Raw genomic sequence first — 26,029 nt, forward strand, 5'->3', positions numbered from 1 at the left:
TCCCACCGCCCCACCGCCCCACCGGCCGACGGGTCACCAGACCCATCGGCCGAGAGGCCAGCCGTTCCGCCGGTCGGTCGACGGTCAGCCGCGCCGGTCCGCCGCCACCCACGACGCCAGACCCACGGCCCCCGCCACCCCGAAGACGGCGGGCCAGGCACCCACCTTCTTGGCCAGGGGATGGGACCCGGCGAAGGCGGCGACGTACGCGGCCGACAACGCCCCGGCGGTCACGTTGCCCGCCTGCTGCCGCCACTGGCGTGCCGCCGCCACCCCGGCCGCGGCCAGCACGACCCCGCCGAGCGGCCGCTGCCTGGTCCAGCGGGCCACGCCGTACCCGCCCACGAGCCCGCTCGCGGCGACCACCGCACTGGGAACCTTCGCCATGCCTGCCTCCTGCGTTCTACGCCCTGCTCGGGATCTTGAGGCTAGCCCCGCAGGTCCCCGAAACCCGAACCTGAGCCTGGGCTTGTCAAGTTTCCTCCTCCGAGCTATATAAGAAGACGCAGACCGTATGGCATCGCACCCGCTGCACCCGAAGAGAGGAGTGACCAGTGATGCTCATGCGCACGGATCCCTTCCGTGAACTCGACCGACTCACCCAGCAGGTCCTGGGCTCCGCCGGCCGCCCGTCCGCGATGGCGATGGACGCCTACCGCTCCGGGGACGACTTCTTCGTCCACTTCGACCTCCCCGGCATCGACCCCGAGACGATCGAGCTGGACGTCGAGCGCAACGTCCTGAACGTGCGAGCCGAGCGCAGGTCCCCCGCCCCCGAGGGCGCGGAACCGCTGGTCGCCGAGCGTCCCACCGGCACCTTCACCCGCCAGCTCTTCCTCGGCGACACACTCGACACCGAGCGCATCGACGCCTCCTACGAGGCCGGCGTCCTGACCCTGCGCATCCCGGTGGCCGAGCAGGCCAAGCCCCGCCGCATCCAGATCTCGGGCGGCGACAGCCGCAGGCAGATCAGCGGCTGAACCCACGGCACGCGACAACCGCCCGCACGCAGGCCGCGCCGCCGGTCCGGTCCGATCCGACCGGCGGCGCGACACCCACACCCACGCCCCCGCACGCACCCGGAGGAAAACCCCACACATGAGCACGCCGACGGTGCCCCGTGTGACGACAGGACACGCCCCCCGCCTCGACGACGTGGACGGCTGGCTCCAATTGATCGATGCGGTCCGCGAGTCGGGCCTCTACCCCACCCCGTCGAAGGCGGAACAGGTCACCCGTACCGTCCTGGCCGCCCTCGGCACCCACGTCACCGGCGACGAACGAGTCGACCTGGCCCGCGCCCTGCCCGGGGAGGCCGCCCGCCTGATCGCCTCCCAGATCCCGGCCACGCACCGCCTGACAGCCGCGCAGTTCGTCGACGAGGTCGCGTCCCGCACGCCGGGAGCCACCCCCGCCACGGCCCGCTGGGACGTCAGCTCGGTCCTGGGCGTCCTGTCGTCCCTGATCGGCGACGACCTGGTCACCCGCGTCCTCGCCCAACTCCCTCCCGGCTACGCCCTCTTGTTCGGCCGAGCGGACCTGACGCCGGCGTCGTAGGCTCCTGGGCTTCCGAAGCGCGCACGACGGCCGCCCCGCGACGCACAGGGGGCGGCCGTCGGCGCAGCCGCCCGAGCCGACGACAACGGGGAACCCTTGATCCGCACGAGGTCCGGAACCCTCACCCCCCGACGGCACGCACATCGCCCACAGGGCTTACCGCCCCGCGGGCGAGCCCGCGACCACGTTCCTCCTCCTGCACGGCCTGGCGGGCCACCAGGGCGAATGGGACACCCTCGCCGGGCAACTGCGGGCCGACGGCCACCGCGTGGTGACGTACGACGCCCGGGGCCACGGTGCCGACACCCGCACCCCAGCGACCACGACCCGCGAGGCCCACGTCCAGGACGCCGTCACCCTGATCGAGGAACTGGCTCCGGCTCCCGTGACCCTGCTGGGACAGTCCAGGGCGAACACGGCACGATGGGTCCCGACGAACCGGCCCCGATGCTCGCTTACCGCCCGGACACCAGGACGGTCCGCATCCCCGGGGCGGCCAACGACGTCCACCTGGACCAGTCGGCCCGCCTCCACGCGGAGATCCGCGCCTACCTCCTTGACCTCAAGTTCGCTTGAGGTCTTACGTTGACCGGCATGAGCGCACCGATCGAGAACCTCAAGGAGTACTCCCAGGAGGAACTGGCCGCCCAGCCGATCGGGGCATGGACCGGTCAGGCCTACCGCAGGGTCGTTGGGGCCATACGAGAGCAACTGGCCGTGGAGAACCTCACCCAGCCCCACTGGTGGACCCTTAACCACGCCTCCGGCGCCCCGGGCACCTGGACCCGCGCCACCCTCACCGACCGCCTGATCCCCTACGACGACCAGAACACCGACTTCGACGCGGTCTACGACGACCTCATCGCCCGAGGCTGGCTCACGGAGGACGCGACGGGCGGCCTGACCCTCACCGAGGAGGGCGAGGCCGGCCGCCTCCGTGCCCGCGAACGCAACCTCCGCGTCCACCACCAGACCCACGAGGGCATCCCCGAGGCCGACTTCGTCACCACGATCAACGTCCTGCGCCGCATGGTCGCCAACCTGGGCGGCAACGGAAACCTTCCCGAGGCCGGCACGTAGCCCGACAGGTCCTGGCAGGGCGGGTTCACCCGGGTCCCGGCGCGATAACCCGATGCGCGAGCACGCGGCGGCCCCTAGGGTCGGCAACCTTGAGCCGAACCAGGAGGGACGCGTGCCACCACCAGGAGACGAACCGCGGCTGTACGAGATCCGCATCCACGGATGCCCGAGCCTGGAGGAGGCACTCGCCCTCCAAGCCCCGATCGAACACCTCCTGTGCCCGGACCCCGACCATGCGCCCCCGTGTGATGTCCCCTGGAGCTTCACCCTCGCCGGCGAGGGCGAGGAGGACGACTCCACCGTCCTGGTCCTGGGCGTGCTGACGTCCAGCGAGCAGGCGGCCCAGGTGGCAGACCGGGTGCGCACCCTTGTGGGTGAGACGCGGCGCATCGTCCTGAGCGAGGGCGAGCCCGAAGAGTGGGAGGAACTCGTCGAGCAGTACCGGTTCGAGGAGGGGCTGCGCGGCACGTTCTAATGCGTGCTGTACGGGCGGGCGCTCGATTCGCCAAGCCGTCGTTCATGGTCATGCGCACTGATTGCTCCTATGAAGCAACGCCAAGCTCCGCTTCCAACGGAGACGACAGGGCCCGATGACCTTTTGGAGTCGCGTATGAGCGTGCCGCTGACCACGTAGGCGCACTCCAGGCATTCCGTGGTGTTCGCACCGCTGTAAGACGACTTGAACCATCTGGGTTCGGAGGCTATCTGGGAACCAGCGGACATTCAGAGCTCCTTGCGGGCGCGATCGATCATGGCGGAGGAGGCCTCCATGTCCAACGCTTGTGCGCGGAGGTACTCGAACGCAAGTCTGTATCGCTCTAGTTCCGCTTCCTTCTCCAGGAAGAGCGAACCCGTATGGATGTCGACGTACACCACGTCGAGGGCCGGTTCAGGACCGCCGATCATGACGAAGCTCCCGAGCGCCGCGGCGTGCGCACCCTGGGAGAACGGAAGCACCTGGAGCGTGATGTGCGGGGATTCGTTGGCTTCGAGGAGCCGGTCGAGCTGCTCCCTCATCACCGTCGGAGACCCGACGACGCGCCGGACCACCGATTCATCAAGGATCGCCCACAGATGCAGCGGCTTCGGGCGGGACAGGAGTTCCTGCCGCTTCATGCGAATGTCGACTAGCCGTTCGATCTCCGTCTGCGCCAAGGGCACTTCGTTCGCCCTCTGGAGCGCCGTGCTGTAGGCGCGTGTCTGAAGAAGCCCAGGGACGTAGACACAACAGAAGTGATTCTCACGGACGGCTTCGTCCTCAAGTGTGAGCAGCAGGTTCATGCTCTCCGGGATCGAGTCGGCGAAGGAGTTCCACCAGCCTTGCTCCTTGGCGTTCTTGGCGAGGTTGACCACTGATCGCCGCTCGGCGTCCGTCGCTCCGTACTCACGGCAGAGCGCGTCGACGACCAGCCACTTGACCGGCCCGGCGGTGGTCTCGTACCGACTAACGGTCGCCTTCGAAACGCCGACGAGGCGTCCGGCTTCCTCTAGCGTCAGACCCCTGCGAGAGCGCAACTTGCGCATGGTGGCGCCCAGTTGGCGGCGTCGTGTCGTGCTCCGTTCGGACATGGGGCTCCTTCGCCATGTGCCGGGCTCAGCCCGTGGACGCCCATCAGGCTAGGTAGCCCTGAACCGGGGCCACCAGCGGATTCACCCGATAGATTCTCATGAGAAGTTACGCACTGAGATTTCTCTGTGCCATGCTCTCTTCCGGTCGCTACCGAGCGCAGCCGTACGGATACGGCGGGACATCAGCGCGTCGCGCGGCCACGGAGGGAGGAGTGTCATGCCCGGCCATGAAGTCATGGAGCCTCGACTCCGCTGCGTGCTGCCCTTCGAAGCAGCGCCGGTGGAGGTGCGTCTACTGCGGCAAGCCACCGTTCAGCAGCTGAACCGATGGGGCATTCCTCTTGGCTCCGACGAAGCCGAGCTGCTCGTCACAGAGCTGGCCACCAATGTCCTCAAGCACGTAGGCGAAGGTGCGTTGGCGACCCTGATCCTTGAGAGGAGGGGAGAGCGGCTACGCCTTGAAGTCCACGACAGGAGCCCCGTACTGCCGACCCTGAAGGTTGCCCACTGTGACAGGGAGTGCGGCCGCGGGCTGCACCTACTGGCAGGGTTGGCAGTCGACTGGGGAGCAATGCTCACTTCGGCGGGCAAGGCAGTGTGGTGCGAGATCCCGATCCCCAACGAACAGCGATCCTGCCGACGTGCCAAGCGAGCCGTCGAAGTGCTTGAGAACTATCAGCTTGGCCGTGGCGGTATCGCTCTGAACGGTGGGAGGAGGGAATCGGGCCTCGCACAGTCCGCGATCGAGCTGATCGCAGACCTGCTCCACTGGACGGCTGCCCGCGGGCACGATCCCGACGACCTCCTCGACCAGGCCCAAATGCACTACGAGGCCGAGGCGGACGCGGCCTAGTGAGCAGTCGCAGAAACAGATCTCCCCATCTGCTCTCGGAGAACGGCCGGCGTGCGCCAGGATTCTCCAGGACGGCTCCTGTGGCACATGCGGTGGCAGTTGGCACACAGGCAGGCAAGGTCGGCGATCTTGGTCTCCCTGGTGCCCGTAGCGTGGAGGGGAGTGACGTGGTGCACCTCGATGTAACCGTAGCCAAGCTCCCCGTAGGTGCGGCCGAAGTCGAACTCACAGACCTCGCATCGCAGCTGGCCCCCGCCGAGCAGTGTCTGTTTGATCTTCAACGCTCGCAGCTTCGGATCCCGCTCGCGAGCCAGTGCGCGACGCACAAGGAGTCGACCTTCGATGGCAGTCGAGCCGCTCTCGTCTACTTCGTCGGGCTGTTCTGGTAGGCGGTGCAGTTCGCCAGAGGCGATGCCTTCCTCAATGGCTTCTGCCGCTTGGAGCATTTCGGCTTCGCGCTTGGTGAACGCCTCGATCATGAGCAGTGTGGGTTTGCCGCACCGGGTGGCCCTCCCGGGATAGGCCGGGTGGTTCGTCATGAAGTCAGTCGTCTTCCTGCTGACACTGTCCGGAGATCGGAAGCCAGGCACTAGCCGAGCCTCAGGCTGATGGATGGGAAGAGAACGAAGCAGCTCTGAAAGCTCCTGTACGTCCACGTCCCCGGTCCGCAGCTCGCGCCAGCCGTTCTTCACCACAAGCGCCCCAGCCAGCACGAGTTCGTCTTCAGTCCAAGCAGGTATCCGCATAGTTTGCCATCCGTATGGGCGTCGGGCTGGGACGGGATGCGCATGGGCCCCCGTTGGGTGAGAGCCCTCGGTGTGTCACCGCTCCCAGCCCATCGGCGGGCTCTGTTGTCATGCTTCGATACGATTTTCGGCCTTGCGTCCCTTGTTCCAAGCCGCAGCGACCAAGCGATATGCAGTGGTGACTCGTGATCCTGTTCCGCTGTTGTTGAATCCGCCGCGCGACGATTGGCTGAGGATCTCGGAGCGCCATTTAGCTGCCGTGCCCATTGACAACATCTTTCGCGCTAGCTCGCTATCATCGATGAGGTCTCCCCAGCGACCCAGAAACATGCCGATGCCGCCGAGGAGCATACCGTCCCATGTCTCTGCCGACCGGCCCCAAGCGGCCTCTGCCACGGTAAGCGTCCTGTCGAAGACCGAGGATCCATAGCGATCGACAATTTGGAGCGCACCGGATACGGCTCCGACGCCATTGGTGGAGGTTGACCCGAGGGTCAAGCCGTGCTTTTCGAGGACTCTGTCCGTGTCGACGAAGAGCGGCACCCCCCCAGTGAGGCCAACGTGGTATTCGTCGACGGGGCGAGGCTTGTGGGATTCCCGGTTCTTGATCAGGAAGAGGATTGCTTCCTGGGCCTGCGTCAGACCGTGGTGAACCTCGGCTCTGATGGTTGGGATTCCGGCCAGCGCACACGCGCGCCACCTGTGTTGTCCATCAACGATGTACAAATCTCCGTCTGAACGTTTCGACAAGATCACCGAGCCTATGGCTTCGCGGACCATGTTGTCCGCGATGTTCTGGGCGCGTCGCTCGTTGAGGGTCCGTTGCGCTTGGGGGTCGATGTTGAGATCCCTGATAGGAACTTCCACCCCGTAGTCCACGGCATGTTGGGGGAGTTCGAAGGTGTACCGAGCCTTGGGCATGGCTGTACCTCTCAGCGCCGCGTGGGGGATGTGTCGGCATGGCCGGGATTTCGGGATGCAGCGCGAGGGTTAGAAAATCATACGAGCGCACTGTTGCCAAGTGGCCGAAGATCTAGAGGGGTCGAGCGGAATGGTTCGCTTCACTTTGGGCGGGAGCGACTCCACGCTGAGGGCGTCCCTTGAGTAACTGTCGGCGCCGAAGCCCTTGCGGGAGCTGGGGGTCACGGAGGGGTGCGGCAACCGTTGTCTAGGGCCTAGTCCAAGCGCATGTTGGTGAAGCATGGTCGCCACTCGGTGCAAAGGGACGTGCCCACTTCGTTGCCCTGTAGGGCATCGCGAGGGCCGAGGCCCGGTCTCCTCGGGGCGTTCCCCGGTCAGCCCGGCCATCCGGATGAATGCAGCCGCCCAAGAGGGCGACCCGTGGCTTCTTGGGTTCTCAGGTGGACTGGTGCCTTGCGGTAGCGGTGTGTAATCCTTCTGCGCAGGTCGACTAAATGGACCTTTTTCTGACAGTGCCGGATAGGCGAGCCTCTACTTCGTTCCGGACGCGAGCTGCCGCTTCGACAGGATTCTCGTGCTCCCACACTCGAAGTGCCAACCACCCGGCGGAAGCCAGTCGGTCGTCAGTGTCCCGATCGCGCCGCTTGTTGCCCTCGATTTTCGTACGCCAAAATTCGGCGTTGTTCTTCGGCCAGGTCGCATGCTTTGGGCATCCGTGCCAGAAGCACCCATCCACGAACACGGCGACCCTCGCGCGACTGAACAAGACGTCGGCCTCTCGACGCACTCCCTTAAGGGGTTTGCGATGCACTCGGTATCGCAGCCCTGCAGCGTGCAAAGCTCGACGCAGGGCCATCTCGACCTCGGTGTTCCGGCTTTTCTGCCGACTCATTCGCGCACGGATCTCAGGAGACGTTTCCATCGCCGACCGCGCCTTTCGTGTCTCAGTGAGGCGTTACTTCTTGCCTACGCGTCCGACCCGTGACACCCCCCATACGCCTCCCCCGACCCACACCAGCACCCAGCCCCCCGCTGCGGTGGCCAAGCCACCGCCCGCCCCCTCGCCGCCAGTGTCGTCGCGTACTGCGGCAGGAGCGTCGGGTCGTTCGGGGACGCGCTCTCCGAGGCCGCGAAGGCCTCGTAGGACGGGACCGTGCCCGTGACGATGCCCAGGTTCGGGGTGCCGGAGGTGGACAGTTCGCGGAGCGACTGCTCTATCGAGGTCAGGTGCTCGGCGTGGGACGGGTACTCCGTCGACAGGGCGGGGTACGCCTCCAGGAGTTCCGTGAACTCGCCCGCCGGCCAGTGCAGGATCGCCACCGGGAACGGCCGGGACAGGGCCTCCCGGTACGCGCCGACCTCCGCTCGCAGGCGCAGGATCTCCGCTTCCAGTTCCGCGGGGTTCTCCGAGCCCAGGGACCACACGCGCTTGGGGTCGTGGAGCTCGTCCAGGGAGATCGGCAGGGAGTGCACCGAGTCCGCCAGGGCGTCCCACTCGTCGTGGGAGCGGCCCAGCATGCGGCGGACCCGGTGGCGGCCGAAGAGGAGGGGGTGGGTCGGCTGCGGGGGTTCCGGGACGTCCGTCAGGAGGTGGCGTACGGCCTCTGTGAACGTGTCGTGGGCCGCTTCCAGTTCGTCGTGGGATTCCAGGGACTCGGCCACGATGACCCAGGCGGCCGGGTCCTTGGGGGACGCCGCCCGGACGCCCTCGATGATCGCGCGGGCCTCGGCCTCGTGACCGTACTCCCAGAGGTTGGAGGCCTTGAGCGCCCGTACCAGGAGCGGGTTGTCCAGGGCCTCGGGGGAGGCGAGGAGGCGGTCGTAGAGCTTCGTCGCGGTGGGGCGGTCGCCGGAGAGCTCCAGGTGGGCCGCTGCCCGCAGCAGCAGGGCCTCGGCATCCTCGGGATACAGGCCGGCGGTCCGCTCCAGGCGTGCCGCCTCGGCGGTGTGGTCGACGTTTTCGGCAGGCGTGTCGGGGCGCATGGGGGACACCGTACTGCCGGGAGGTGACGAGCGTGAGAGATGCGCAGGCCAGACCACTCGGCCTCCCGACTTTCCCCCGCTCGCCACCCCGGGCTTCACGTTTCGTCCCGAACCGCCGCCTCGGGACCGCGGCCGGACCGCGGCCTTGACTACAGGGTCACGCCGTCGATCTGGAGCGTCTGGACCGACTTCGCCGCGAAGGGGACGCTCACGGACTTGCCGGACAGGCGGATGTCCGAGCGGGCCGTGTAGAGGTCGCCGCCGCCCGTGGTGACCGTGTTCCAGCGGGGGACCAGGCCTCCCGAGCCGCCCGTGACCGTCGAGAAGCGGGACAGGTCGAAGGTGAGGGTCTGGGCCGAGGTCGCCGTGTTGACCGCGACGATCACCAGGCGGCGGGCCGTCGCGTCGTACGCCGCCACCGCGTTGTCCACGCCCGTGGTCAGAATCGTCATGCCCGGGCGGATGTGGCGGCTGAACTGGGCCATGACGTAGTGCTTGGTCTGGACGGTGGTCGGCTGGAGGGTGTTCGCGTCGTAGGCGATCATCGCCCAGCCCGTCGACGGGTCCATGACCTGCCAGTAGCACCAGGCCGTGGGGTGCAGCCAGCGGAAGTCGAGGCAGAGGTTCGAGGCCATGGTCAGGCCGGTGCCGTCGCTGTCGCCCGTCTCGGAGTTCCACAGCTTCTTGCGGGACGTGGTCACCACGTCCGTGTAGAGCAGGTCGCGGCGGCCGCCCGAGCCCTGGTAGCCGTGCACGTTGACCTGGGAGACCAGGCCCTTGGTCGTGGAGTTGAACGACGACCACGTGGAGCGGGCCGTGTCGTAGTTCGTCTCGTCGGAGGCGGCGATGCGCAGGCCCGTGAGGCCGCGTTTGTCCAGTTCGCTGCGCATGTAGGGCAGGACGGCCGCCTGGACCGCGGGGTCCATGTGGCAGCCCTCCTGGGTGCCGGTCGCGGTCCACCAGGTGGAGGCCGGCTCGTTGAAGGGGTCGACCGTCGCGAAGTTCACGCCCCAGTTGTTCTTCGCGTACAGGGCTGTCGCGGCCAAGTGGCTGGCGTGCTGGCGGTAGTTCCAGGTCTGGAGGTTGTTGCCGCCGCCGGAGGCGCCCGAGGGGTTGTGGTTGGCGCACATCCACCACATCGGGGAGTTGGCGAACAGTTCGGTGATCGCGCCGCGCTGTGTCGCCTTCACCAGCATCGCGCGCTGGTTGGCGTCCGCCGTCCACTTCCACGCCGAGGAGGTGGGGTCCTCGTTGTTCCAGTCCTGCCAGAAGCCCTCGATCTGCTTGAAGGCGGGGATGTTGGGCGACTTGACCATCGTCTCGCCGCCGACGCTGTTCCAGCTGCACGCGCCGAGGTTGTAGCGGGCGATGTTGAGGCCCAGACCGGGCAGGGAACGACCGTTGTACGTCACTGACTTGGTGGTGAAGAACAGGTCGGCGAAGTCGTCCCGGGCGCCGAAGACGTTGGCCCACCAGGCGAGGGAGGTGCCCCAGCCCTCCCAGGTGCCGTAGGTCGTCGACGGGTTGACGGCGATCGTGGCGTCCGCGCGTGCGGTGCCCGTCGCCAGGGCGCTGCCGAGGAACGTTCCGCCTGCTGCGGCCAGCAGACTTCTGCGTCGGATCACGGCTCCTCCGTAAGGGAGATGAGGGCGCACGCCGGTCCCCGGCCCGGCGTCGCAGGGGTGTCCCGTTGTCGGGTGACGAGAAGCATCGGGTGTGGCGGGTGGGTTGTCGAGAGTTCTGACGAACCTTTCTCAAACCCGTGTACGAAGTGACGGGCCCGGGGCGGGAGGCGGTCTTGTATGAGGCCCGGACGGGAGGGCGGTCCTGTATAACGGACAGCAGGCATACACACGTACGAGGGGAGGGGCTGCCGATGACCCGGAGCTGGGCCACGCTGCGTCCCGCCCTCGCGCTGCTCTTCCTGCTCGTCGAAGTGGCGCTGCTCGACACGGGCAGCCTCTCCGCCACCGTCGCCCTCGCCGCGACCACCGCGGCCTCGGCCGCCCTCGCGCTCTGCGCCGTCGTCGCCTCGCGCTGCGCGCCCACCGTGCCGCGGACCCGGGTGCGCACGGCCATCCGCGACCGGGACCGGCGTACGGCCTTCCTGCCCCAACGCGACCCGGACGCCCGGGGCCGCACCCGTCCCCGGGCACCCGGTCACGCCCTCCGGGCGACCGTCGCGTAGGGGCCTGACTTCCTGAGCTGACCCCGCGCGGGTCGTCCTGCCGCCATGACATGTTCCGGCACGACGAGACCCCCGGAGGGCTCACCCATGTCCGTCTTCGCCACCTTGGTCGAGCACCTTGCCGACCTGCTCCAGCCGCTGTTCGGCGCCTCGGCCGCCGCCGCGTCGATCGTCCTGTTCACCGCGCTCGTACGCCTTCTCGTCCATCCCCTCTCCCGTGCCGCCGCGCGCGGCCAGAAGGCCCGGACCGCGCTCCAGCCGAAGATCGCCGAGCTGCGGAGGAAGCACGGGAAGAACCCCGAGAAGCTCCAGAAGGCCGTGCTGGAGCTGCACGCCGAGGAGAAGGTGTCGCCGCTGGCCGGCTGCCTGCCCGGGCTGCTCCAGGCGCCCGCGTTCTTCCTGCTCTACCACCTGTTCTCCAGCGACACGATCGGCGGCGAGGCCAACGGCCTGCTCGGCCACCGGCTGTTCGCCGCGCCACTGGGGGAGCGGTGGGTGGACGCGCTCCAGGGCGGTGTCCTGAGCGGCGCGGGGCTCGTCTACGCCGGGCTGTTCGTGGTCGTCGGGTGCGTCGCGGCGCTCGGCTACCGGCTCAGCAAGCGCATGATGGCCGCCAACCCGGTCGCCCAGGCCGCAGGCGGGGAGCAGCTGCCCGGGCTCGGGGCGGTGACCAAGGTGATGCCGTTCATGTCGTTCTTCACGCTCGTCACCGTGGCCGTCGTGCCGTTGGCCGCCGCGCTGTACGTGGTGACCAGTACGACGTGGAGCGCCGTCGAGCGGGCTGTGCTGTACCGGTGAGCAGGCGGCCGGGGTCCACTACGTGAACGGGGTATTGCGGAGTGGACCCCCAGCTTGGAGGATCGACCAGTCCTCCGATGGCTCCCCCGCCGCATCCGGGTCGCGCGCATCGGGCGGGCGCCCGCGATCGAGGGAGATTGATCATGAAGCTGCTGCGAGTCGGTACGGCGGGGGCGGAGCGGCCCGCGCTGCTCGACGCCGACGGGACCCTGCGGGACCTGTCGGGCCTCGTCGCGGACATCGACGGCACGCTGCTCGCCGACGAGGAGGCCCTCGGCCGGGTCCGGGCCGCCGCCGACGCCGGTGAGCTGCCCGTACGCGACGCCACCGGGCTGCGCGTCGGGCCGCCGCTCGGGCGGATCGGCAAAATCGTCTGCATCGGGCTGAACTACCACGATCACGCACGCGAGACCGGCGCGGAGCCGCCCGCCGAGCCGGTCGTCTTCATGAAGGCGCCGGACACCGTGGTCGGGCCGTACGACACGGTCCTCGTGCCGCGGCGGTCCCTCAAGACCGACTGGGAGGTCGAACTGGCCGTCGTCATCGGGCGTACGGCCAGGTATCTCGGGTCCGCGGAGGAAGGACTGGCGCATGTCGCCGGGTACGCCGTGGCGCACGACGTGTCGGAGCGGGAGTTCCAGATCGAGCGGGGCGGGACCTGGGACAAGGGCAAGAACTGCGAGACGTTCAATCCGCTGGGGCCGTGGTTGGTGACGGCCGACGAGGTGCGCGATCCGCAGGACCTGTCCCTGAAGCTGTGGGTCAACGGGGAGTTGAAACAGGACGGGACGACGGCCGAGCAGATCTTCCCGGTCGGGGAGGTCGTGCGGTACCTCAGCCAGTTCATGACCCTGTACCCGGGCGATGTGATCAACACGGGGACGCCGGCGGGCGTGGCGCTCGGGGCGCCCGAGCCGAAGCCGTTCCTGCGTGCCGGGGACGTCGTGGAGCTGGAGATCGAGGGGCTGGGGCGGCAGCGGCAGGAGTTCAAGAACGCGTAGGCGCTCCGCTGGGTGGGGCGGGGAAATGCGGTTTGTTTCCGGCTGCGGGTCGTTTGTGGCTGGTCGCGCAGTTCCCCGCGCCCCTGGGGGGCGGTCGCGGTCAGGTCAGTACGGGGGCGAGGTTGCGTCACGCCCTTCTGAGGGGCGGGGGGCCGTGGTGACCGGTTGGCTGGGGGTGGTTTGTGGTTGGTCGCGCAGTTCCCCGCGCCCCTGGGGGGCGGTCGAGGTCAGGTCAGTACGGGGGCGAGGTTGCGCCAGGCCTTCCTCGGCAGGCCGTCGCGCGGTTCGCCGTCCAGGACCTGGAGGGCGAGATGGTCCGCGCCCGCCTCGAAGAACGCGTCGATCTTCGTGCGGATCGCCGTGTCGTCGCCCCAGGCGAACAGGGCGTCGACCAGACGGTCGCTGCCACCGTCCGCGAGGTCGTCCTCGGTGAAGCCGTGCCGGAGGAAGTTGTTGGTGTAGTTCGGCAGGGGCAGGTAGATCTCCAGGAACTCCCGGGCCAGGGCGCGGGCGCGGTCCGGGTCCGTCTCCGGGATGACGCCCAGCTCCGGGGCCAGCAGCGGGGCATCGCCCAGGATCTCGCGGGCGTGCGCCGTGTGCTCCGGGGTGACCAGGTACGGGATCGAGCCCGCCGCCCGGTCCCGGGCCAGCCGGAGCGACTTCGGGCCCAGGGCGGCCAGGAGACGGCGCTCCTGCGGCACTCCCGCGGCGTCCAGCCCGTCCAGGTGCTCGACCAGGGCCGAGTACGGGCGGGCGTACTGCTCCACCCGCTTGGCGTGGCTCACCCCGAGGCCCAGCAGGAACCGCCCGGGGCGGGCCGACTCCAGCTCCGCGAAGGCCGAGGCGGCGGCGTCCGGCTCGTGCTGCCAGATGCTCTGGATGCTGGTGCCGACGGTGAGCTTCGAGGTCGCCTCGATCAGCGGGGCGGCGTTGGCGGCGGAGCTGTTGCCGCCCAGCCAGACGGCGCCGTAGCCGAGTTCCTCCAGTTCGGCTGCGGCCTCGGCGAGTTCGCCGCGCCGGTCCGGGTCCTCCGAGCGCAGGCCCACGCTCCAGATGCCGTACCGGCCGACGGACTCTTTCAGGGGGGTGGTCATCGGTGGGTTTCCCTCCGGTCGGGGCGCCGTGCTCGATCGCGCGTACGCAGGTGCCAACCGGAGGCGACCGGTGATGATTCCGGCGTGGCCTACTGATTCAGGAACCGCTCCAGTGCCTCCACCACGAGCCGGTGGTCCTGGAGTTGCGGCAGCCCGGACACCGTCACCGCGCCGATCACGCCCACGCCCTCGACCGTGATCGGGAAGGAGCCGCCGTGGGCCGCGTAGGTGTCGGGGTCGAGGCGGGAGGACTCCTCGAAGGTGCTGCCCTTGGCTCGGAAACGGGCGCCGACCAGGTAGGAGGCGGAGCCGTAGCGCTCGACCACCCGGCGCTTGCGGGCGATCCAGGCGTCGTTGTCCGGGCTGGAGCCGGGCAGCGCGGCGTGGAAGAGCTGCTGGCCGGAGCGGTGGATGTCGATGGCGACCGGGGCCTGCCGCTCCCGGGCCAGTTCGACCAGGAGCGAGCCGAGCGCCCAGGCGTCGTCGTGGGTGAACCGGCGGAACACCAGGAGGCGTTCCTGCTTCTCCAGCTCCTCCAGGCTCGGGGTGAGCTCGGGGTGGAACTTCGGGGTGAGCCCCTGGCTGTGGGAGGGGTTGCTCTTGTGGGTCACAGCGTCACCGTCACCTTCTCGCGGGCCGAACGCCGGGCGGCCTCCAGTACGTCCAGGGCGGCGGCGGCCTCCCGTGCGGTCACCGGGTTGGGGGCGCCCTCCAGCAGGGCCTTCGCCACGGCCGCATAGTAGGCGGGGTAGTCGCCCGGGAGGGTCGGTTCGGCGCGTCCGCCGCCGGTCACCGGGGACTCGCCGGAGCCGACGCGGCCCCACAGCGACTCGGGTTCCACGCCCCAGTCCGGGCCGGGGCGCAGTCCGTCCCGGAGCGCCGCCTCCTGCGGGTCGAGGCCGTACTTGACGTAGCCGGCGGTGGAGCCCAGAACCCGGAAACGGGGGCCGAGTTGGGCGGTCGTCGCGGAGACGTGGAGGTGGGAGCGGACACCGTTGGTGTGGGTGAGCGCGATGAAGGTGTCGTCGTCCGTCTCGGCGCCCGGGCGGCGGATGTCCGTCTCCGCGTAGACGGAGGCCACCGGACCGAAGAGGACCAGGGCCTGGTCGACGACATGGCTGCCGAGGTCGTAGAGCAGACCTCCGATCTCTGCGGGGTCTCCGGACTCCCGCCAGCCGCCCTTGGGCTTCGGGCGCCAGCGCTCGAAGCGGGATTCAAAGCGCCACACGTCGCCCAACTCGCCCTCGTCCAGCAGCTTGCGCAGGGTGAGGAAGTCGTTGTCCCAGCGGCGGTTCTGGAAGACGGAGAGGAGCAGCTCGCGCTCCTCGGCCAGGGCGGCGAGCTCGCGGGCCTCGGCCGCGGTGCCCGCGACGGGCTTGTCGACCACGACCGGCAGGCCGGCCTTGAGCGCGGTCGTCGCGAGCGGCACATGCGTCTTGTTGGGGGACGCCACGACGATGAGGTCCAGCTCGTCGGCCCGGTCGAACAGTTCGTCGGGCGTGGCGGCGAGGCGGACGTCCGGGAACTCGGCCCGGGCCTGCCGCTGCCGTTCCGGGTTCGATGTGACCACCGTGTCGAGGGCCAGGCCCTGTGTGGCGGCGATCAGCGGGGCGTGGAAGACGGAGCCGGCGAGGCCGTAGCCGACGAGGCCGACGCGGAGGGGCGAGCCGGGGGCTGTGCCGAGGGGTGTGCCAGTCATGCCACCCACTTTCGCAACGCTGTTGCCAAAGTGCAAGCGCCGGGGACAATGGGGACGTGAACAGGGCGGACGACCGTACGGGCGGAGTGGGCGGCATGCGCGGGGCGGGAAGCGCCGGGGCAGCAGGCAGGGCAGGGGTCGGGGGCGGGGGCGGCGGGGTCAATCTGCTCGCTCTGCGCAGCCACAACACCGCGCTGGTGCTGGACCTGTTGCGGACCGCTGGGGACGAGGGCATCAGCCGCCTGGAACTCGCCGAGCGGACGGGGCTCACCCCGCAGGCCGTCAGCAAGATCACGGGCCGGCTGCGGGAGGAGGGCCTCGCGGCGGAGGCCGGCCGCCGGGCGTCGACGGGGGGCAAGCCGCGCACCGTGCTGCGGCTGGTGCCGGAGGCCGGACACGCGGTCGGGGTGCATCTGGACCGGGACGAGGTGCGGGCCGTGCTCGTGGATCTGCGCGGCGGCGTGGTGGGGGAGCGGCGGGCCGCGCTGGATCTGGGAGCGGGGGCGCAGGACGTGCTGGCCGCGGTCGCGGGGGCCGTGCGGGAATCGGTCGCCGGACTCGGCGGCGCCCTGCTGGGGGCTGGCGTCGCACTGCCCGGGCCGCTCGACCACGCCCGGGGTGTGCTGCAACGGGTGACCGGGTTCCCCGAGTGGGACGGCTTCCCGCTGCGCGATGCCCTGGCGCAGCGGCTCGGGGTGCCGGTCGTGGTCGACAAGGACACCAACGCGGCGGCCCTGGGCCTGGCCGCCGGGGGCGAGGGCGGCTCCTTCGCCTACCTGCACCTGGGTACGGGTCTTGGGGCCGGACTGGTGATCGGCGGCACCGTGCACCGCGGTGCCAGGACCGGGGCGGGGGAGTTCGGCCACCAGGTGATCCAGCTCGACGGGCCGCCGTGCACCTGCGGGAACCGGGGCTGCGTCGAAGCCCTGTGCCTCGGCGCGGTGGCACGCGGCGACCTGGAGGAGGCCGCGCGGGTGCTGGGCGCCGGGGCGGCGAACCTCGCCGCTCTGCTCGACATAGACGTCGTCCTGCTGGGCGGACGCACGGTGGCCGCGGCTCCGGAGGCCTTCACGGCCGGGGTCGGAGCGGTACTGGAAGCGCACGCGCGACGAACCGGCCAGGACGCGGTTCCGGTACGCGTCGCACCGGGGGGCGCCGGGGCCGTGGCGGTGGGGGCGGCTCACCTGGTGCTGGGGCCGGTGTTCGGGCTCGGAGCCGGTTGAGGCGCGGGTGGTGGGGTGGGCGGCCGGTGTTGCCCCTGACTCCGGCCCTTCGGCGGTCGCGATCGTCCTGGTGGGGAAGACCGCTGGCTGGGTGGTGGTCCGGCAGCTCCCGCACTCTGGCGGGGGAGCGGTGTCCGCTGGTGCTGGTGCTGGTGCTGGTGCTGGTGCCGGTGTCGGGCTCGGGGCCGATTGTGGCGCCGCACGGTCGAGTGGGGCAGCCGGTCGTGCCCCCTGCCCCCGAGCCCCCGGCGGTCGTGTGGGGCAGCCGGCGCTGCCCCAGCCCCCGAACCCCGGCGGTCGCGACCGTCCCGGTGGGGAAGATCCTGGCCGGGATGGTGGGCCAGCCGCTCCTGGCCAGGTCCCGGTGTCCGCCGACCGGGCGGATCCGCGCCGCCGTTCGGGGCCGGTTCGCGGCCGGGGCGTCTCACGGTCTCCGGTGGTCGGAATGTCACATCATCATGCGACTCTGCACGCCCGCTCACCTCTGCCTGGCGGCGGCAGCTGCGGCCGCCGTCCTGCTCCCCGGGGTTCATCCGGCGCACGCCGAGGCCCCGGCACCCGCCTGTGCCGCGCCCGACGACCACACCTTCCCGCTCAGCACCCGCATCCACGGCGGCCCGGACACCTACACGGCCGGGGGCGGGTTCGGCACCTGGTACGTCGACCTGACCAACACCACCGACCGCACCTGCACCGGGATCCACCCCGTCGTCGTGCTCGTCGACGACAAGCGGGCCCTGGAACCGTCCCAGTCGCGCCTGGAGTTCTTCGAGGGGGAGCGGGCCCACCCCGTACGGTTCGAGAAGACCGGCGAGGACGAACTCGTCGGGGCGTTCGCCGACGAGGACGACCGTTTCGCCGGGTTCACCGTCGGACCGGGCAGGACCGTCACCGTGAAGGTGCGGCTCACGCTCACCTCGGACGCCGTGCCCAACCACGTCACGGCCAACGCCGCCGTGGTGCAGCGGCACGACGACGACGGCGACTGGGTCGGCCAGTCCAACGACTACCGGTTCGGCATCGACGGCGGCGGGCGTACCGACACCGACACCGGCAGCGACCCGGACACAAGCACGGACCCGGACACCGGCACGGATCCGGACACCGGCACCGAGCCCCGCCCCGACTCCGACGCCTCCGTGCCGCCCCGCGAGGACCGGTTCCCCTTCGCCGAGGAACTGGCCCGCACGGGAACCGGCACCCAGGTCGCCGCGGCCGCCGCGGCCCTGCTGCTCGCCGGGGGCGGGGCGCTGCTCGTCGTACGCCGCCGCCGCTGAGCAGGCCGTCCCGCCAGTCGGGACGCCGCACACGGGCCGTTCCGCAAGATCCCGCCACTGTTTAGGCTGGACCGCACGCTGGACCGCGTACGGCAGGAGACCCGCACATGGCAGACCGCAAGCCCATCGAGTCGTGGCTCACCGACATGGACGGTGTGCTCATCCACGAGGGCGTACCGATCCCCGGCGCCGACGCCTTCCTGAAGAAGCTGCGCGAGTCCGGCCGGCCCTTCCTGGTCCTCACCAACAACTCGATGTACACCCCGCGCGACCTGCACGCCCGGCTGCGCCGCATGGGCCTGGAGGTGCCGATCGAGTCCATCTGGACCTCGGCCCTGGCCACCGCCCAGTTCCTGGACGACCAGCGGCCGGGCGGCTCGGCGTACGTCATCGGCGAGGCCGGGCTGACCACCGCGCTGCACGACATCGGCTACATCCTGACCGACCACGAGCCGGACTACGTGGTCCTCGGCGAGACCCGCACGTACTCCTTCGAGGCCATGACGAAGGCGGTCCGGCTGATCCTCGGCGGCGCGCGGTTCATCGCCACCAACCCCGACGAGACCGGCCCCTCCACCGAGGGCCCGCTGCCCGCGACCGGCGCCGTGGCCGCGCTGATCACCCAGGCGACCGGCAGGAAGCCGTACTTCGCGGGGAAGCCGAACCCGCTGATGATGCGGACCGGTCTGAACGCCATCGGGGCGCACTCCGAGACCAGCGCGATGATCGGCGACCGGATGGACACCGACGTCCTGGCCGGCATCGAGGCCGGGATGCGGACGTTCCTGGTGCTCACCGGCCTGACCCGGCCCGAGCAGGTCGAGGACTTCCCCTACCGGCCCTCCCAGGTCGTGGACTCGATCGCGGACCTCGTCGAGCGGATCTGAGCTCGGGCGGCGCCGCACGGGCGCGCTCAAACCCGTCGTCACCCGTACGGAGCAGCCGCCGCGTCCCTGAGGATGCGGCGGCCCACCGCGCGGGGGAGGCTTCCAGGCGTCTGGAGGTTCACGATGGGTTGCCTGAGAGTCACTGTCTGTACGAGCGTCCTGGCGGTCGTCGCCCTCGCCCCGGCGGCGTACGCGGCGGACGGAGGGAGCGTGTCGGTGACCCCGGCGGCTCCCGCCCCCGGCAGTGACGTCACCCTCCGGGTGACGGGCTGCGCGCAGAGAACGGCCGTGGCCGCCTCCCCCGCGCTCGTCGCGGACGCGCGGCTGACCGTCACCGGCGCACATGAGCTCACCGGCGAGAGCCGTGTCCGTTCCACGCTCCCGGCGGGCAAGTACGCCGTGCGGGTCACCTGCGGCGACACGCGGCGCACCGGCACCCTCACCGTCAGGGACGGCGGACAGCCTCGCTCCCAGGCGGTGCGTGAAGCACCCGAAGCCGGGCCGGAAGCCCCCGAGGACGGGCTTGAAGCCCCCGAAGGCGGACCGGGAGGCGCCGAGGACGGGCCGGAAGGCGCCGAGGACGCACCCGATGGCTCCCATGACGGGCCGGAAGCCCCGGACGCGGCGTCCGATGCCCCCAGGACGGCGCTCGATACCCCCGAGGCCGTCACCGGGGCCGCCGGGCAGCCGCCCGCTCCCGGCAAGGGCGGGCAGCCGTCCGCCCCCGGCGTCGATGAGGAGGACACCCCCTCCCGCCGGCCCGGCGCACCGGCCTCACCCGTCGCCCCCGTCCAGGCGGGCGGTGGCGGTGCCGCCGATTCCCTCGCCGCCGAGGACCGCGGGACCGGCCCCGGTACGGCGCAAGGGGTGACCGGACTGATGCTCGCGGGCGTGGCCGCGGTGGTCGTCGCGCTGCGCGCCGTCCGCCGTCGTCGTGGATCGGAATGACCATGTGGCATCAGGACCAGGGGCTGGAACACGACGTGAGCGGCGGGCGCGGGCACGGGCGTTTCCCGGGCACCGGCCGGATGCTGACCGGCCTGGCCTGGGTGGTGCTGCTGCTCGGGCTGTGGCTGTGGGGCCGTGAGGTCACCGAGATGCGGCACGGCATCTCCGCCCCCACCACGGGTGACATGGCGGCGGCCGGACGCCCCCCGGACATCAAGCTGCCGCCCGAGCACCGCCCGCTGGGCGACGCGCTGCCGCAGCGCGTCGACATCCCCGGGCTCGGCGTCCAGGCCCCCGTGATCGCACGCGGCCTCGACGAACGCGGGGCGCTCGATCCGCCGCCGTACGACCAGCCGGGCGTGGTCGGCTGGTACGCCGACGGGGTCGCACCCGGGGCGCCCGGCACCGCGCTCATGGTCGGGCACGTCGACACCGACACCCGGCCCGCCGTCTTCTACAAGGTCAGCGCCATGCGGCCGGGCCAGACGATCCGGGTGATCCGGGCCGACACCAAGGTCGCCGAGTTCACCGTCGAGTCCGTCCAGGTGCTCACCCGGGACCGCTTCGACGCCCACCAGGCCTACGGCCCCCGCGAGTCGGGCCGGGCCGAGCTGCGCCTGGTCACCTGCGGCGGCAGCTTCGACCGTACGACCCGCAGCTACACGGCGAACGTGGTCGTCTCGGCGTATCTGACGGGGACCGGCCTGTGAGGTCCGACGCGTGAGTCACGGTGGGTGAATCTCTGGTCCAAGGCCGGGCACGTGCTGAGAAGACACCAGAACCAAAGGGCCACCCCGGCCCAGAGGTGGGATGACGCCAAGTCCCGATACGGTGGCGCTGCGTCATCCGCGCAGGTGGGGTTCGCCCCGTGAGCGCCGAGGGGCGTATGTCAGGATTGAGACTTGGAACGCTGCACCAAGGGGGAGTTGCATGTACGGCAGCAGGGGGGTCGGGGCGTTCGCCGGGAGGCGGATGTCCGCGGTGGTGCTGGGGGCGGCACTGCTGATCACGGGGTGTTCCTCCTCCGACGGGGGAGACGGATCGGACAAGGGTGCCGACGCGGGGATCACCCAACAGCCCAAGGACAAGGCCCCCTTCTGGGTCAATCCGGACGGGACCGCGGCCCGGCAGGTCGTCGCCCTGGAGAAGTCCGGCAAGAAGCGGGACGCCGAGCAGATCCGCAAGATCGCCGAGCAGCCGGTCGCCGAATGGGTCGGCCCGGACGATCCGGAAGGGCAGACCCGGGGCTTCACCGAGGCCGCCGACAAGGCCGGCCGTACGGCCCTGCTCGTCCTCTACAACATCCCGCACCGCGACTGCGGCCAGTACTCGCAGGGCGGCGCCGCCGACGGCAACGCCTACCGGGAGTGGCTCGACGGCGTCGCGGCGGGCATCGGCGACCGGTCCGCCATGGTCATCCTGGAACCGGACGCCCTGCTGCACCTCGTCGACGGCTGCACCCCCGAGCAGTTCCACGAGGAGCGCTACGACCTCCTCAAGGGCGCCGTCACCAAGCTGAAGTCCCTGAAGAACACCAAGGTCTATCTGGACGCGGGCAACGCCGGCTGGCAGAACCCCGACCAGATCTTCGAGCCCCTCACCCGGGCCGGCATCGCACAGGCCGACGGCTTCTCGGTCAACGTCTCCAACTTCTACTCCACCGAGGACTCCATCGCCTACGGCAAGCAGCTCTCCGCCAAGGTCGGCGGCAAGCACTTCGTCATCGACACCAGCCGCAACGGCAAGGGCCCCTACACCGCGGGCAGTCCCGACGAGCGCTGGTGCAACCCGCCGGGCCGCTCCCTCGGTGAGACCCCGACGACCCAGACGGCCGACCCGCTGGTCGACGCGTACCTGTGGGTGAAGCGGCCGGGCGAGTCGGACGGCGAGTGCAAGGGCGGCCCCAAGGCGGGCCAGTGGTGGGCGGACTACGCGCTGAAGCTGGCGAAGGCCACCGGCTGACGGCACCGGCATGAAAAGGGGCGCCCTCCCGGCGGGAGGGCGCCCCTTTTCGTCCGGTACTCAGGGCACCTTGACCCACTGCGCCTTGCTCGGCGTGCCGTCGGCGTCCGTCACGAACATCATGTACCAGCCCGCCTGGACCAGGTTCCGGTTCTCCGGCACGGTCACCGTGAGCTTGTCACCGGAGGCCTTGAAGTCCAGAGCGATCGACCGCTGGTCGACATCGGTGACGTGCGTGGCGGCGCTCGGCCGGATCAGCCGGACCTTCTTGACCTTCGCCGCGTCCGACGAGGTGAACGTGCCCGTCCCGCCGCGCTCGATGGTCTGCGGACCGCCCGCCAGCGAGGGCCGGTCCGCGTCGCCGTACAGGTACGGCGGCGTGTAGATCTCGATGCGCTGCTCGAACTCGCCCGGCTTGGTGTTGGCGGCGTCGGCGTAGAGCGAGTCGGAGCCGAAGAACATCACCCGGCCGTCGGGCAGCAGGATCGACCCGGAGTGGTAGTTGCGGCCCACCAGCGGGTCGGCGACACGCCTGAGTTCGTTCTTCTCGGTGTCGTAGAGCCGCGCCTCGAAGATGTTGGAGTCGCCGCGGCCCCGGTAGTCCTGCGAACCGCCCGAGATCAGCACGCTGTCGTCGGGCAGGATCGAGGCGTTCGGGTAGCGCGTGCCCTTGTCCAGGGACGGGCCGTCCACGAAGCGCGGGTTGGGCTTCTTCAGGTCGACGATCCGCGTCTTCTCGCTGGACCGCTCCGACTCGCCGACGCCGCCGCCCCCGACCACCATGTACTTCTCGTCCTGCGCCGGAGGCAGCAGCACCGTGCCGGAGGTCTCCATCAGCGTGGGGTCGCTCAGGCCCGGGATCTTCGAGAACTTGTTGGTGTCGACGTCCCACACGCCCGGCTCACGGCCCACGTTGTCCGGTCCGTAGCCCGCGTTGGAACCCGAGTAGAAGACCTTGCCGTTCTGCATGAGGAACAGCGCCGGGTACGTCGGGAACTGCCGGACCTTGCCGGTGTAGGCCCACTTCCTGGTCTTCGGGTCGAAGACCTCGTTCTTGCCCGGGACCAGCTGACCGATGTCGTCCAGGCCGGAGACGCTGAGGATCTTCCCGTCGCTCAGGGTGGTGAGCGTCGGGTACCAGCGGGCCTCCTTCATCGGGTCGACCTTGATGTACTTCTCGGCGACCGGGTCGAACTCGAAGGCGTCCCGGATGCCCTGGAAGTCCTTCTTGTCCAGGGCGAGTTTCTGCGCGATGCCGTAGGTGTTCTTGGCCTCGGCGCCCTTCAGACCGTGCACGCGGTAGTTGTCCTGCGTGCCCGTCTCGAACTTCTTGCCCCGCTTCTGCGCCTCGACGTAGATCCGGCCGAGACCGGGGTCGTTGCGCAGGAACCTGCCGGTCGCCTTGTCGAAGACCTTCTTGGCGCGCGGGACGAGCACCGGGTCCTTGGAGACGAAGGTCTTGCCGTTCTTCTTGCCGGTGAACGTGGTGCCCGCGGGCAGGGTGATCGGCGCGTCCGGGTTCTCGTTGTGGACGATCATCAGGCCACCGGCCTTGGTGACGTCACCCTGGAGCTTCTCGTAGCGCTTGGTGCCGCCGGCGATCAGCAGGTTGCCGTTGGCGAGCTGGGTGTGGCCGGTGCAGAACAGGTCGGCCGGCGTGGGGACCTTCTTGACGGTGCCCTTGACCGGATCCCAGATCCGGGTGTCGAACTTCTTCGCGTCGAAGTTGTCCTGGTTGTTGCCCGACCCCGCGACGAGCAGCACCTTGCCGGTGCGCAGCAGCGCCGCGTGGATGGTGTTCTGCCGGTACTCCTCGGGGAAGTCGACTATCTCCCACTTGCCGTTGGCGGCCTTGTACTCCGGTTTGTTGATTGTGTACTGGTGGTATTTCTCGGTGCTGAAGCGGTAGAGCCACGGCCCGTTCATCCCGGCCAGCGCGAGTACCACCGCCGTGCCGATCGCGAGTCGACGGGCCCGGCGGCGGCCTGCACGGTCGTTCATTCCTTACGTCCCCCAAGTCCACCAAGGGCGATCTGCATGGTCTGGTCGGATCCCCCGACCTCCCCGTGTGCGCCCGGGGTCGCGGCCCACGTGGGCTTCTGCTGCGGGGTGTGGCCCGACGGCTGCTGCGGGATGGGCAGCGGCTGGGTACGGGGCGTCCCCGCGGGGTCCTGCGGCTGTCCCGCGGCAGGACCGGAGGGCTTCTTCGCGTCCTGCCGCAGCTGCCAGCGCCAGGCGAACACCGGCGAGGCGGTGATCAGCAGCGCGAACGTCGCCCAGATGATCATCGCGGGGTGGGAGTGGCCGAAGACGAAGCCGGCCGTGATCGACCCACCGAAGATCGCGACGAAGTACCAGTGGTAGCGGAACGTGCCGAACCAGCGGTCCGGGCTGGCCGAGTCGCCCTTGGGCGTGACCACGAACTTGCTCTTGCGCCGCAGCACGGAGTCGACGAGCGCCTTGGCGTACAGCGGCGCCGACAGCGCGGACATCACCATGCCGGCCACACCGCCGGAGCCCTCCGGCTCGTGCGGCGAGACGTTGTGCCGGCGGTTCCAGACGTACAGGCCGATCTGAAGGGCGGAGGCGTTGCCGTAGAGCATCAGCCACACGGCCGGGTCGATGTTCACACCCGAGGCGCCGAGGCCCAGGAACAGGCAGCAGCTCAGCGCCGCCAGGATCCAGTTGAGGGCCGACATCGGATAGAAGATGATCATCATCGTGTAGTTGAAGAGCTTGCTCGGCGGCAGCGAGTACCAGCCCTTCCAGTACTGCCCGATGATCGTCTCGTACGTCCCTCGCGACCAGCGCATCTGCTGGGTGAAGAAGTCCGTCCAGGCGCTCGGGCCCTCACCGACCGCGAGCACGTCCGGGGTGTACACCGAGCGCCACTTGCGGCCCGTGGCCGGGTTCTTGTGGCGGTGCATCTCGAAGCCGGTCGCCATGTCCTCGGTGATCGAGTCGTACAGACCGCCGATCTGCTTCAGCGCCTTGATGCGCACGGCGTTGGACGTGCCGACGAACATGGGGGAGCCGTAGCGGTTGCCGGCGCGCTGGATCAGCGCGTGGAAGAGGAACTGCTGCGACTCGGCGGCCTTGGTGATCGGGTTGTCGTAGTTGCCGTAGACCTGCGGGCCGATGACGAAGCCGACGTCCGGGTCGCGGAAGAAGCCGAGCATCCGCTCCAGGTAGTTGGGCAGCGGCACGTGGTCGGTGTCGACCGAGGCGAAGAAGTCGTAGTTGTCGCCGTGCGCTTCAAGCCAGGCGTTGTAGTTGCCGTGCTTGGTCTTGGCGCGGTGCGGGCCCTTGGCCTGGTTCCACTTCGCGACGCCCTTGCGGGAGAAGTGGTGCACGCCGAGGCGCTCGCAGACGGCCTTCACCTCGGGGTCGTCGCCCTCGTCGAGCAGCCACACGTGCATCAGACCCCGGTGGCGGATCCTGACGGCCGCCTCCAGGGTCTTCGTCACCATCTCCAGCGGCTCCTTGCCGGGCACGAAGGAGGTGAGGAAGGCCACTCGGGTGCCGGTCTCGGGCACCACCGGGATCGGGTCGCGGGCCACCAGCGTGGCGTGCGCGTTGGACAGCACGTTCATGCAGCGGAAGAACTCGATCAGGCCGATCGAGACGAGCATCACCATGTCGAGCGCGGGCAGCCAGTCGAAGGCCGGGTAGTCGCGCTCGGTCCAGTGCTCGGGCTGGAGCAGCCAGAACAGCAGCACCAGGGACAGCACCGGGGCCGCGGCCAGCATCAGGGCCACCCGGATGCGGTGCGGCTCCTGCGAGATGAGGGAGCGGTACTGCACCTTGTACGGCTTGCTCGGATCCGGCTGGGTGAGGGGACCCGCGAGCCGGCTGTAGTGCTCGTAGTCGTATCTCGGCAGCGTCTTCTTGATCCGCCGGAACGTCCCCGTGGTGCTCATCCGGTGCGACGGCACCCTGAGCTGGGTGGTCTGGGACGGGTCGTTTTCCTGCCGGGCACCCGTGGGCCTCGACGTCATGAGTCATCCCCCCACACGCGGACAGCCGCGTGTTTCGTAGCTTCGTACCGTCCGCTCCAGGTCCCCCTCGACCTTCACGGACGTGTCAGTGGTGGATCGCGGTCACCACGTCATCCACACCTTATAGACACGGCAACGCGACCTTCCGGTTGCATGATGCCCCCCACGGCATCGGTTCATGAACGGGGGCCCCTACCCCCGCGCAGCCCGCAACCGGTCCTAAATCCCCCCAACTGCCGCGAACC

Annotated in this window: 28 protein-coding genes and 1 pseudogene; 16 read left to right on the plus strand and 13 right to left on the minus strand. The window is 69.8% G+C overall.

Annotated features, from left to right (window positions below; translation table 11 throughout):
- Positions 1-84 precede the first annotated feature (84 nt).
- Positions 85-387 carry a hypothetical protein gene (locus AB0I06_RS30280; protein WP_363122026.1) on the minus strand — a complete coding sequence of 101 codons (303 nt, stop codon included), beginning with the start codon at positions 385-387 and terminating at the stop codon, positions 85-87.
- A gap of 170 nt (positions 388-557) precedes the next feature.
- Here AB0I06_RS30280 and AB0I06_RS30285 point away from each other — a divergent pair, with 170 nt between their 5' ends.
- The 6 genes and pseudogenes from AB0I06_RS30285 to AB0I06_RS30310 all read left to right on the plus strand — a co-directional run bounded on the left by AB0I06_RS30285 (position 558) and on the right by AB0I06_RS30310 (position 3,112).
- The gene (locus tag AB0I06_RS30285) at positions 558-980 is read left to right on the plus strand and encodes an Hsp20/alpha crystallin family protein (protein WP_363122027.1); all 423 of its coding nucleotides are present in this window, start codon (positions 558-560) and stop codon (positions 978-980) included.
- Positions 981-1,098: 118 nt separating this feature from the next.
- Entirely contained in the window at positions 1,099-1,557 is a 459-nt protein-coding gene (locus tag AB0I06_RS30290; RefSeq protein ID WP_363122028.1) for a DUF2267 domain-containing protein, read from the plus strand.
- A gap of 205 nt (positions 1,558-1,762) precedes the next feature.
- A pseudogene (locus AB0I06_RS30295) lies at positions 1,763-1,903 on the plus strand (alpha/beta hydrolase); the annotation flags it as partial.
- 77 nt (positions 1,904-1,980) lie between these two features.
- Positions 1,981-2,133, plus strand: coding sequence for a hypothetical protein (locus AB0I06_RS30300; protein WP_363122029.1), 153 nt, complete (start codon positions 1,981-1,983; stop codon positions 2,131-2,133).
- Between the two features lie 18 nt (positions 2,134-2,151).
- Positions 2,152-2,637, plus strand: a complete 486-nt coding sequence (locus tag AB0I06_RS30305) for a MarR family transcriptional regulator (protein WP_363122030.1) — start codon at positions 2,152-2,154, stop codon at positions 2,635-2,637.
- 112 nt (positions 2,638-2,749) lie between these two features.
- Entirely contained in the window at positions 2,750-3,112 is a 363-nt protein-coding gene (locus tag AB0I06_RS30310) for a hypothetical protein (protein ID WP_363122031.1), read from the plus strand.
- Here the strand turns inward: AB0I06_RS30310 and AB0I06_RS30315 are convergent.
- Positions 3,109-3,360 carry a DUF397 domain-containing protein gene (locus AB0I06_RS30315; RefSeq protein WP_363122032.1) on the minus strand — a complete coding sequence of 84 codons (252 nt, stop codon included), beginning with the start codon at positions 3,358-3,360 and terminating at the stop codon, positions 3,109-3,111. The two genes, AB0I06_RS30310 and AB0I06_RS30315, sit on opposite strands and share 4 nt — an antisense overlap.
- The gene (locus AB0I06_RS30320) at positions 3,361-4,206 is read right to left on the minus strand and encodes a helix-turn-helix transcriptional regulator (protein ID WP_363122033.1); all 846 of its coding nucleotides are present in this window, start codon (positions 4,204-4,206) and stop codon (positions 3,361-3,363) included.
- 256 nt (positions 4,207-4,462) lie between these two features.
- Between AB0I06_RS30320 and AB0I06_RS30325 the strand changes: the two genes are divergently transcribed.
- Positions 4,463-5,059, plus strand: a complete 597-nt coding sequence (locus AB0I06_RS30325) for an ATP-binding protein (protein ID WP_363122034.1) — start codon at positions 4,463-4,465, stop codon at positions 5,057-5,059.
- On the opposite strand, the gene AB0I06_RS30330 is transcribed toward AB0I06_RS30325, so the two are convergent.
- From AB0I06_RS30330 to AB0I06_RS30350, 5 genes are all read right to left on the minus strand, one after another.
- The gene (locus tag AB0I06_RS30330) at positions 5,056-5,538 is read right to left on the minus strand and encodes an HNH endonuclease (protein ID WP_363122035.1); all 483 of its coding nucleotides are present in this window, start codon (positions 5,536-5,538) and stop codon (positions 5,056-5,058) included. The two genes, AB0I06_RS30325 and AB0I06_RS30330, sit on opposite strands and share 4 nt — an antisense overlap.
- A 375-nt stretch (positions 5,539-5,913) precedes the next feature.
- Positions 5,914-6,726 carry a ParB/RepB/Spo0J family partition protein gene (locus tag AB0I06_RS30335; RefSeq protein ID WP_363122036.1) on the minus strand — a complete coding sequence of 271 codons (813 nt, stop codon included), beginning with the start codon at positions 6,724-6,726 and terminating at the stop codon, positions 5,914-5,916.
- A gap of 490 nt (positions 6,727-7,216) precedes the next feature.
- Positions 7,217-7,648: a very short patch repair endonuclease gene (locus tag AB0I06_RS30340; RefSeq protein WP_363122037.1), complete on the minus strand. Its 432-nt coding sequence runs from the start codon at positions 7,646-7,648 to the stop codon at positions 7,217-7,219.
- A 44-nt stretch (positions 7,649-7,692) separates the two neighbouring features.
- A complete protein-coding gene (locus tag AB0I06_RS30345; RefSeq protein WP_363122038.1) occupies positions 7,693-8,709 on the minus strand; it encodes an SEC-C domain-containing protein in 1,017 nt (338 codons plus the stop codon).
- A 149-nt stretch (positions 8,710-8,858) separates the two neighbouring features.
- Positions 8,859-10,334, minus strand: coding sequence for a beta-1,6-galactanase (locus AB0I06_RS30350; protein WP_363122039.1), 1,476 nt, complete (start codon positions 10,332-10,334; stop codon positions 8,859-8,861).
- A 251-nt stretch (positions 10,335-10,585) separates the two neighbouring features.
- Between AB0I06_RS30350 and AB0I06_RS30355 the strand changes: the two genes are divergently transcribed.
- From AB0I06_RS30355 to AB0I06_RS30365, 3 genes are all read left to right on the plus strand, one after another.
- A complete protein-coding gene (locus tag AB0I06_RS30355; protein WP_363122040.1) occupies positions 10,586-10,897 on the plus strand; it encodes a DUF6412 domain-containing protein in 312 nt (103 codons plus the stop codon).
- A gap of 87 nt (positions 10,898-10,984) precedes the next feature.
- Positions 10,985-11,695, plus strand: coding sequence for a YidC/Oxa1 family membrane protein insertase (locus tag AB0I06_RS30360; RefSeq protein WP_363122041.1), 711 nt, complete (start codon positions 10,985-10,987; stop codon positions 11,693-11,695).
- Positions 11,696-11,838: 143 nt separating this feature from the next.
- The gene (locus AB0I06_RS30365; RefSeq protein ID WP_363122042.1) at positions 11,839-12,696 is read left to right on the plus strand and encodes a fumarylacetoacetate hydrolase family protein; all 858 of its coding nucleotides are present in this window, start codon (positions 11,839-11,841) and stop codon (positions 12,694-12,696) included.
- Positions 12,697-12,923: 227 nt separating this feature from the next.
- On the opposite strand, the gene AB0I06_RS30370 is transcribed toward AB0I06_RS30365, so the two are convergent.
- From AB0I06_RS30370 to AB0I06_RS30380, 3 genes are all read right to left on the minus strand, one after another.
- Positions 12,924-13,790 carry an LLM class F420-dependent oxidoreductase gene (locus AB0I06_RS30370; RefSeq protein WP_363122043.1) on the minus strand — a complete coding sequence of 289 codons (867 nt, stop codon included), beginning with the start codon at positions 13,788-13,790 and terminating at the stop codon, positions 12,924-12,926.
- An 89-nt stretch (positions 13,791-13,879) separates the two neighbouring features.
- Positions 13,880-14,401 carry a heme-degrading domain-containing protein gene (locus AB0I06_RS30375; RefSeq protein WP_363122044.1) on the minus strand — a complete coding sequence of 174 codons (522 nt, stop codon included), beginning with the start codon at positions 14,399-14,401 and terminating at the stop codon, positions 13,880-13,882.
- Positions 14,398-15,489 carry a Gfo/Idh/MocA family oxidoreductase gene (locus AB0I06_RS30380; RefSeq protein WP_363122045.1) on the minus strand — a complete coding sequence of 364 codons (1,092 nt, stop codon included), beginning with the start codon at positions 15,487-15,489 and terminating at the stop codon, positions 14,398-14,400. Before AB0I06_RS30380 ends, AB0I06_RS30375 begins: the two co-directional genes overlap by 4 nt.
- A 95-nt stretch (positions 15,490-15,584) precedes the next feature.
- Here AB0I06_RS30380 and AB0I06_RS30385 point away from each other — a divergent pair, with 95 nt between their 5' ends.
- From AB0I06_RS30385 to AB0I06_RS30410, 6 genes are all read left to right on the plus strand, one after another.
- Entirely contained in the window at positions 15,585-16,712 is a 1,128-nt protein-coding gene (locus AB0I06_RS30385) for an ROK family transcriptional regulator (RefSeq protein WP_363122083.1), read from the plus strand.
- 458 nt (positions 16,713-17,170) lie between these two features.
- Positions 17,171-17,989: an LPXTG cell wall anchor domain-containing protein gene (locus AB0I06_RS30390; protein ID WP_363122046.1), complete on the plus strand. Its 819-nt coding sequence runs from the start codon at positions 17,171-17,173 to the stop codon at positions 17,987-17,989.
- A gap of 107 nt (positions 17,990-18,096) precedes the next feature.
- Positions 18,097-18,876 (plus strand): HAD-IIA family hydrolase, encoded by a 780-nt coding sequence (locus AB0I06_RS30395; RefSeq protein ID WP_363122047.1) that lies wholly within the window; start codon positions 18,097-18,099, stop codon positions 18,874-18,876.
- Positions 18,877-18,999: 123 nt separating this feature from the next.
- Positions 19,000-19,824, plus strand: a complete 825-nt coding sequence (locus tag AB0I06_RS30400) for a hypothetical protein (RefSeq protein ID WP_363122048.1) — start codon at positions 19,000-19,002, stop codon at positions 19,822-19,824.
- A gap of 80 nt (positions 19,825-19,904) precedes the next feature.
- Positions 19,905-20,534: a class F sortase gene (locus AB0I06_RS30405; protein WP_363122084.1), complete on the plus strand. Its 630-nt coding sequence runs from the start codon at positions 19,905-19,907 to the stop codon at positions 20,532-20,534.
- Positions 20,535-20,754: 220 nt separating this feature from the next.
- Entirely contained in the window at positions 20,755-21,786 is a 1,032-nt protein-coding gene (locus AB0I06_RS30410; RefSeq protein WP_363122049.1) for a glycoside hydrolase family 6 protein, read from the plus strand.
- 60 nt (positions 21,787-21,846) lie between these two features.
- On the opposite strand, the gene AB0I06_RS30415 is transcribed toward AB0I06_RS30410, so the two are convergent.
- Entirely contained in the window at positions 21,847-23,787 is a 1,941-nt protein-coding gene (locus AB0I06_RS30415; RefSeq protein WP_363122050.1) for a kelch motif-containing protein, read from the minus strand.
- Positions 23,784-25,784 carry a glycosyltransferase family 2 protein gene (locus AB0I06_RS30420; protein WP_363122051.1) on the minus strand — a complete coding sequence of 667 codons (2,001 nt, stop codon included), beginning with the start codon at positions 25,782-25,784 and terminating at the stop codon, positions 23,784-23,786. Before AB0I06_RS30420 ends, AB0I06_RS30415 begins: the two co-directional genes overlap by 4 nt.
- Positions 25,785-26,029: the final 245 nt, after the last annotated feature.

The sequence above is a fragment of the Streptomyces sp. NPDC050674 genome, assembly GCF_040654575.1.
In the GTDB taxonomy this organism is placed as follows: domain Bacteria; phylum Actinomycetota; class Actinomycetes; order Streptomycetales; family Streptomycetaceae; genus Streptomyces.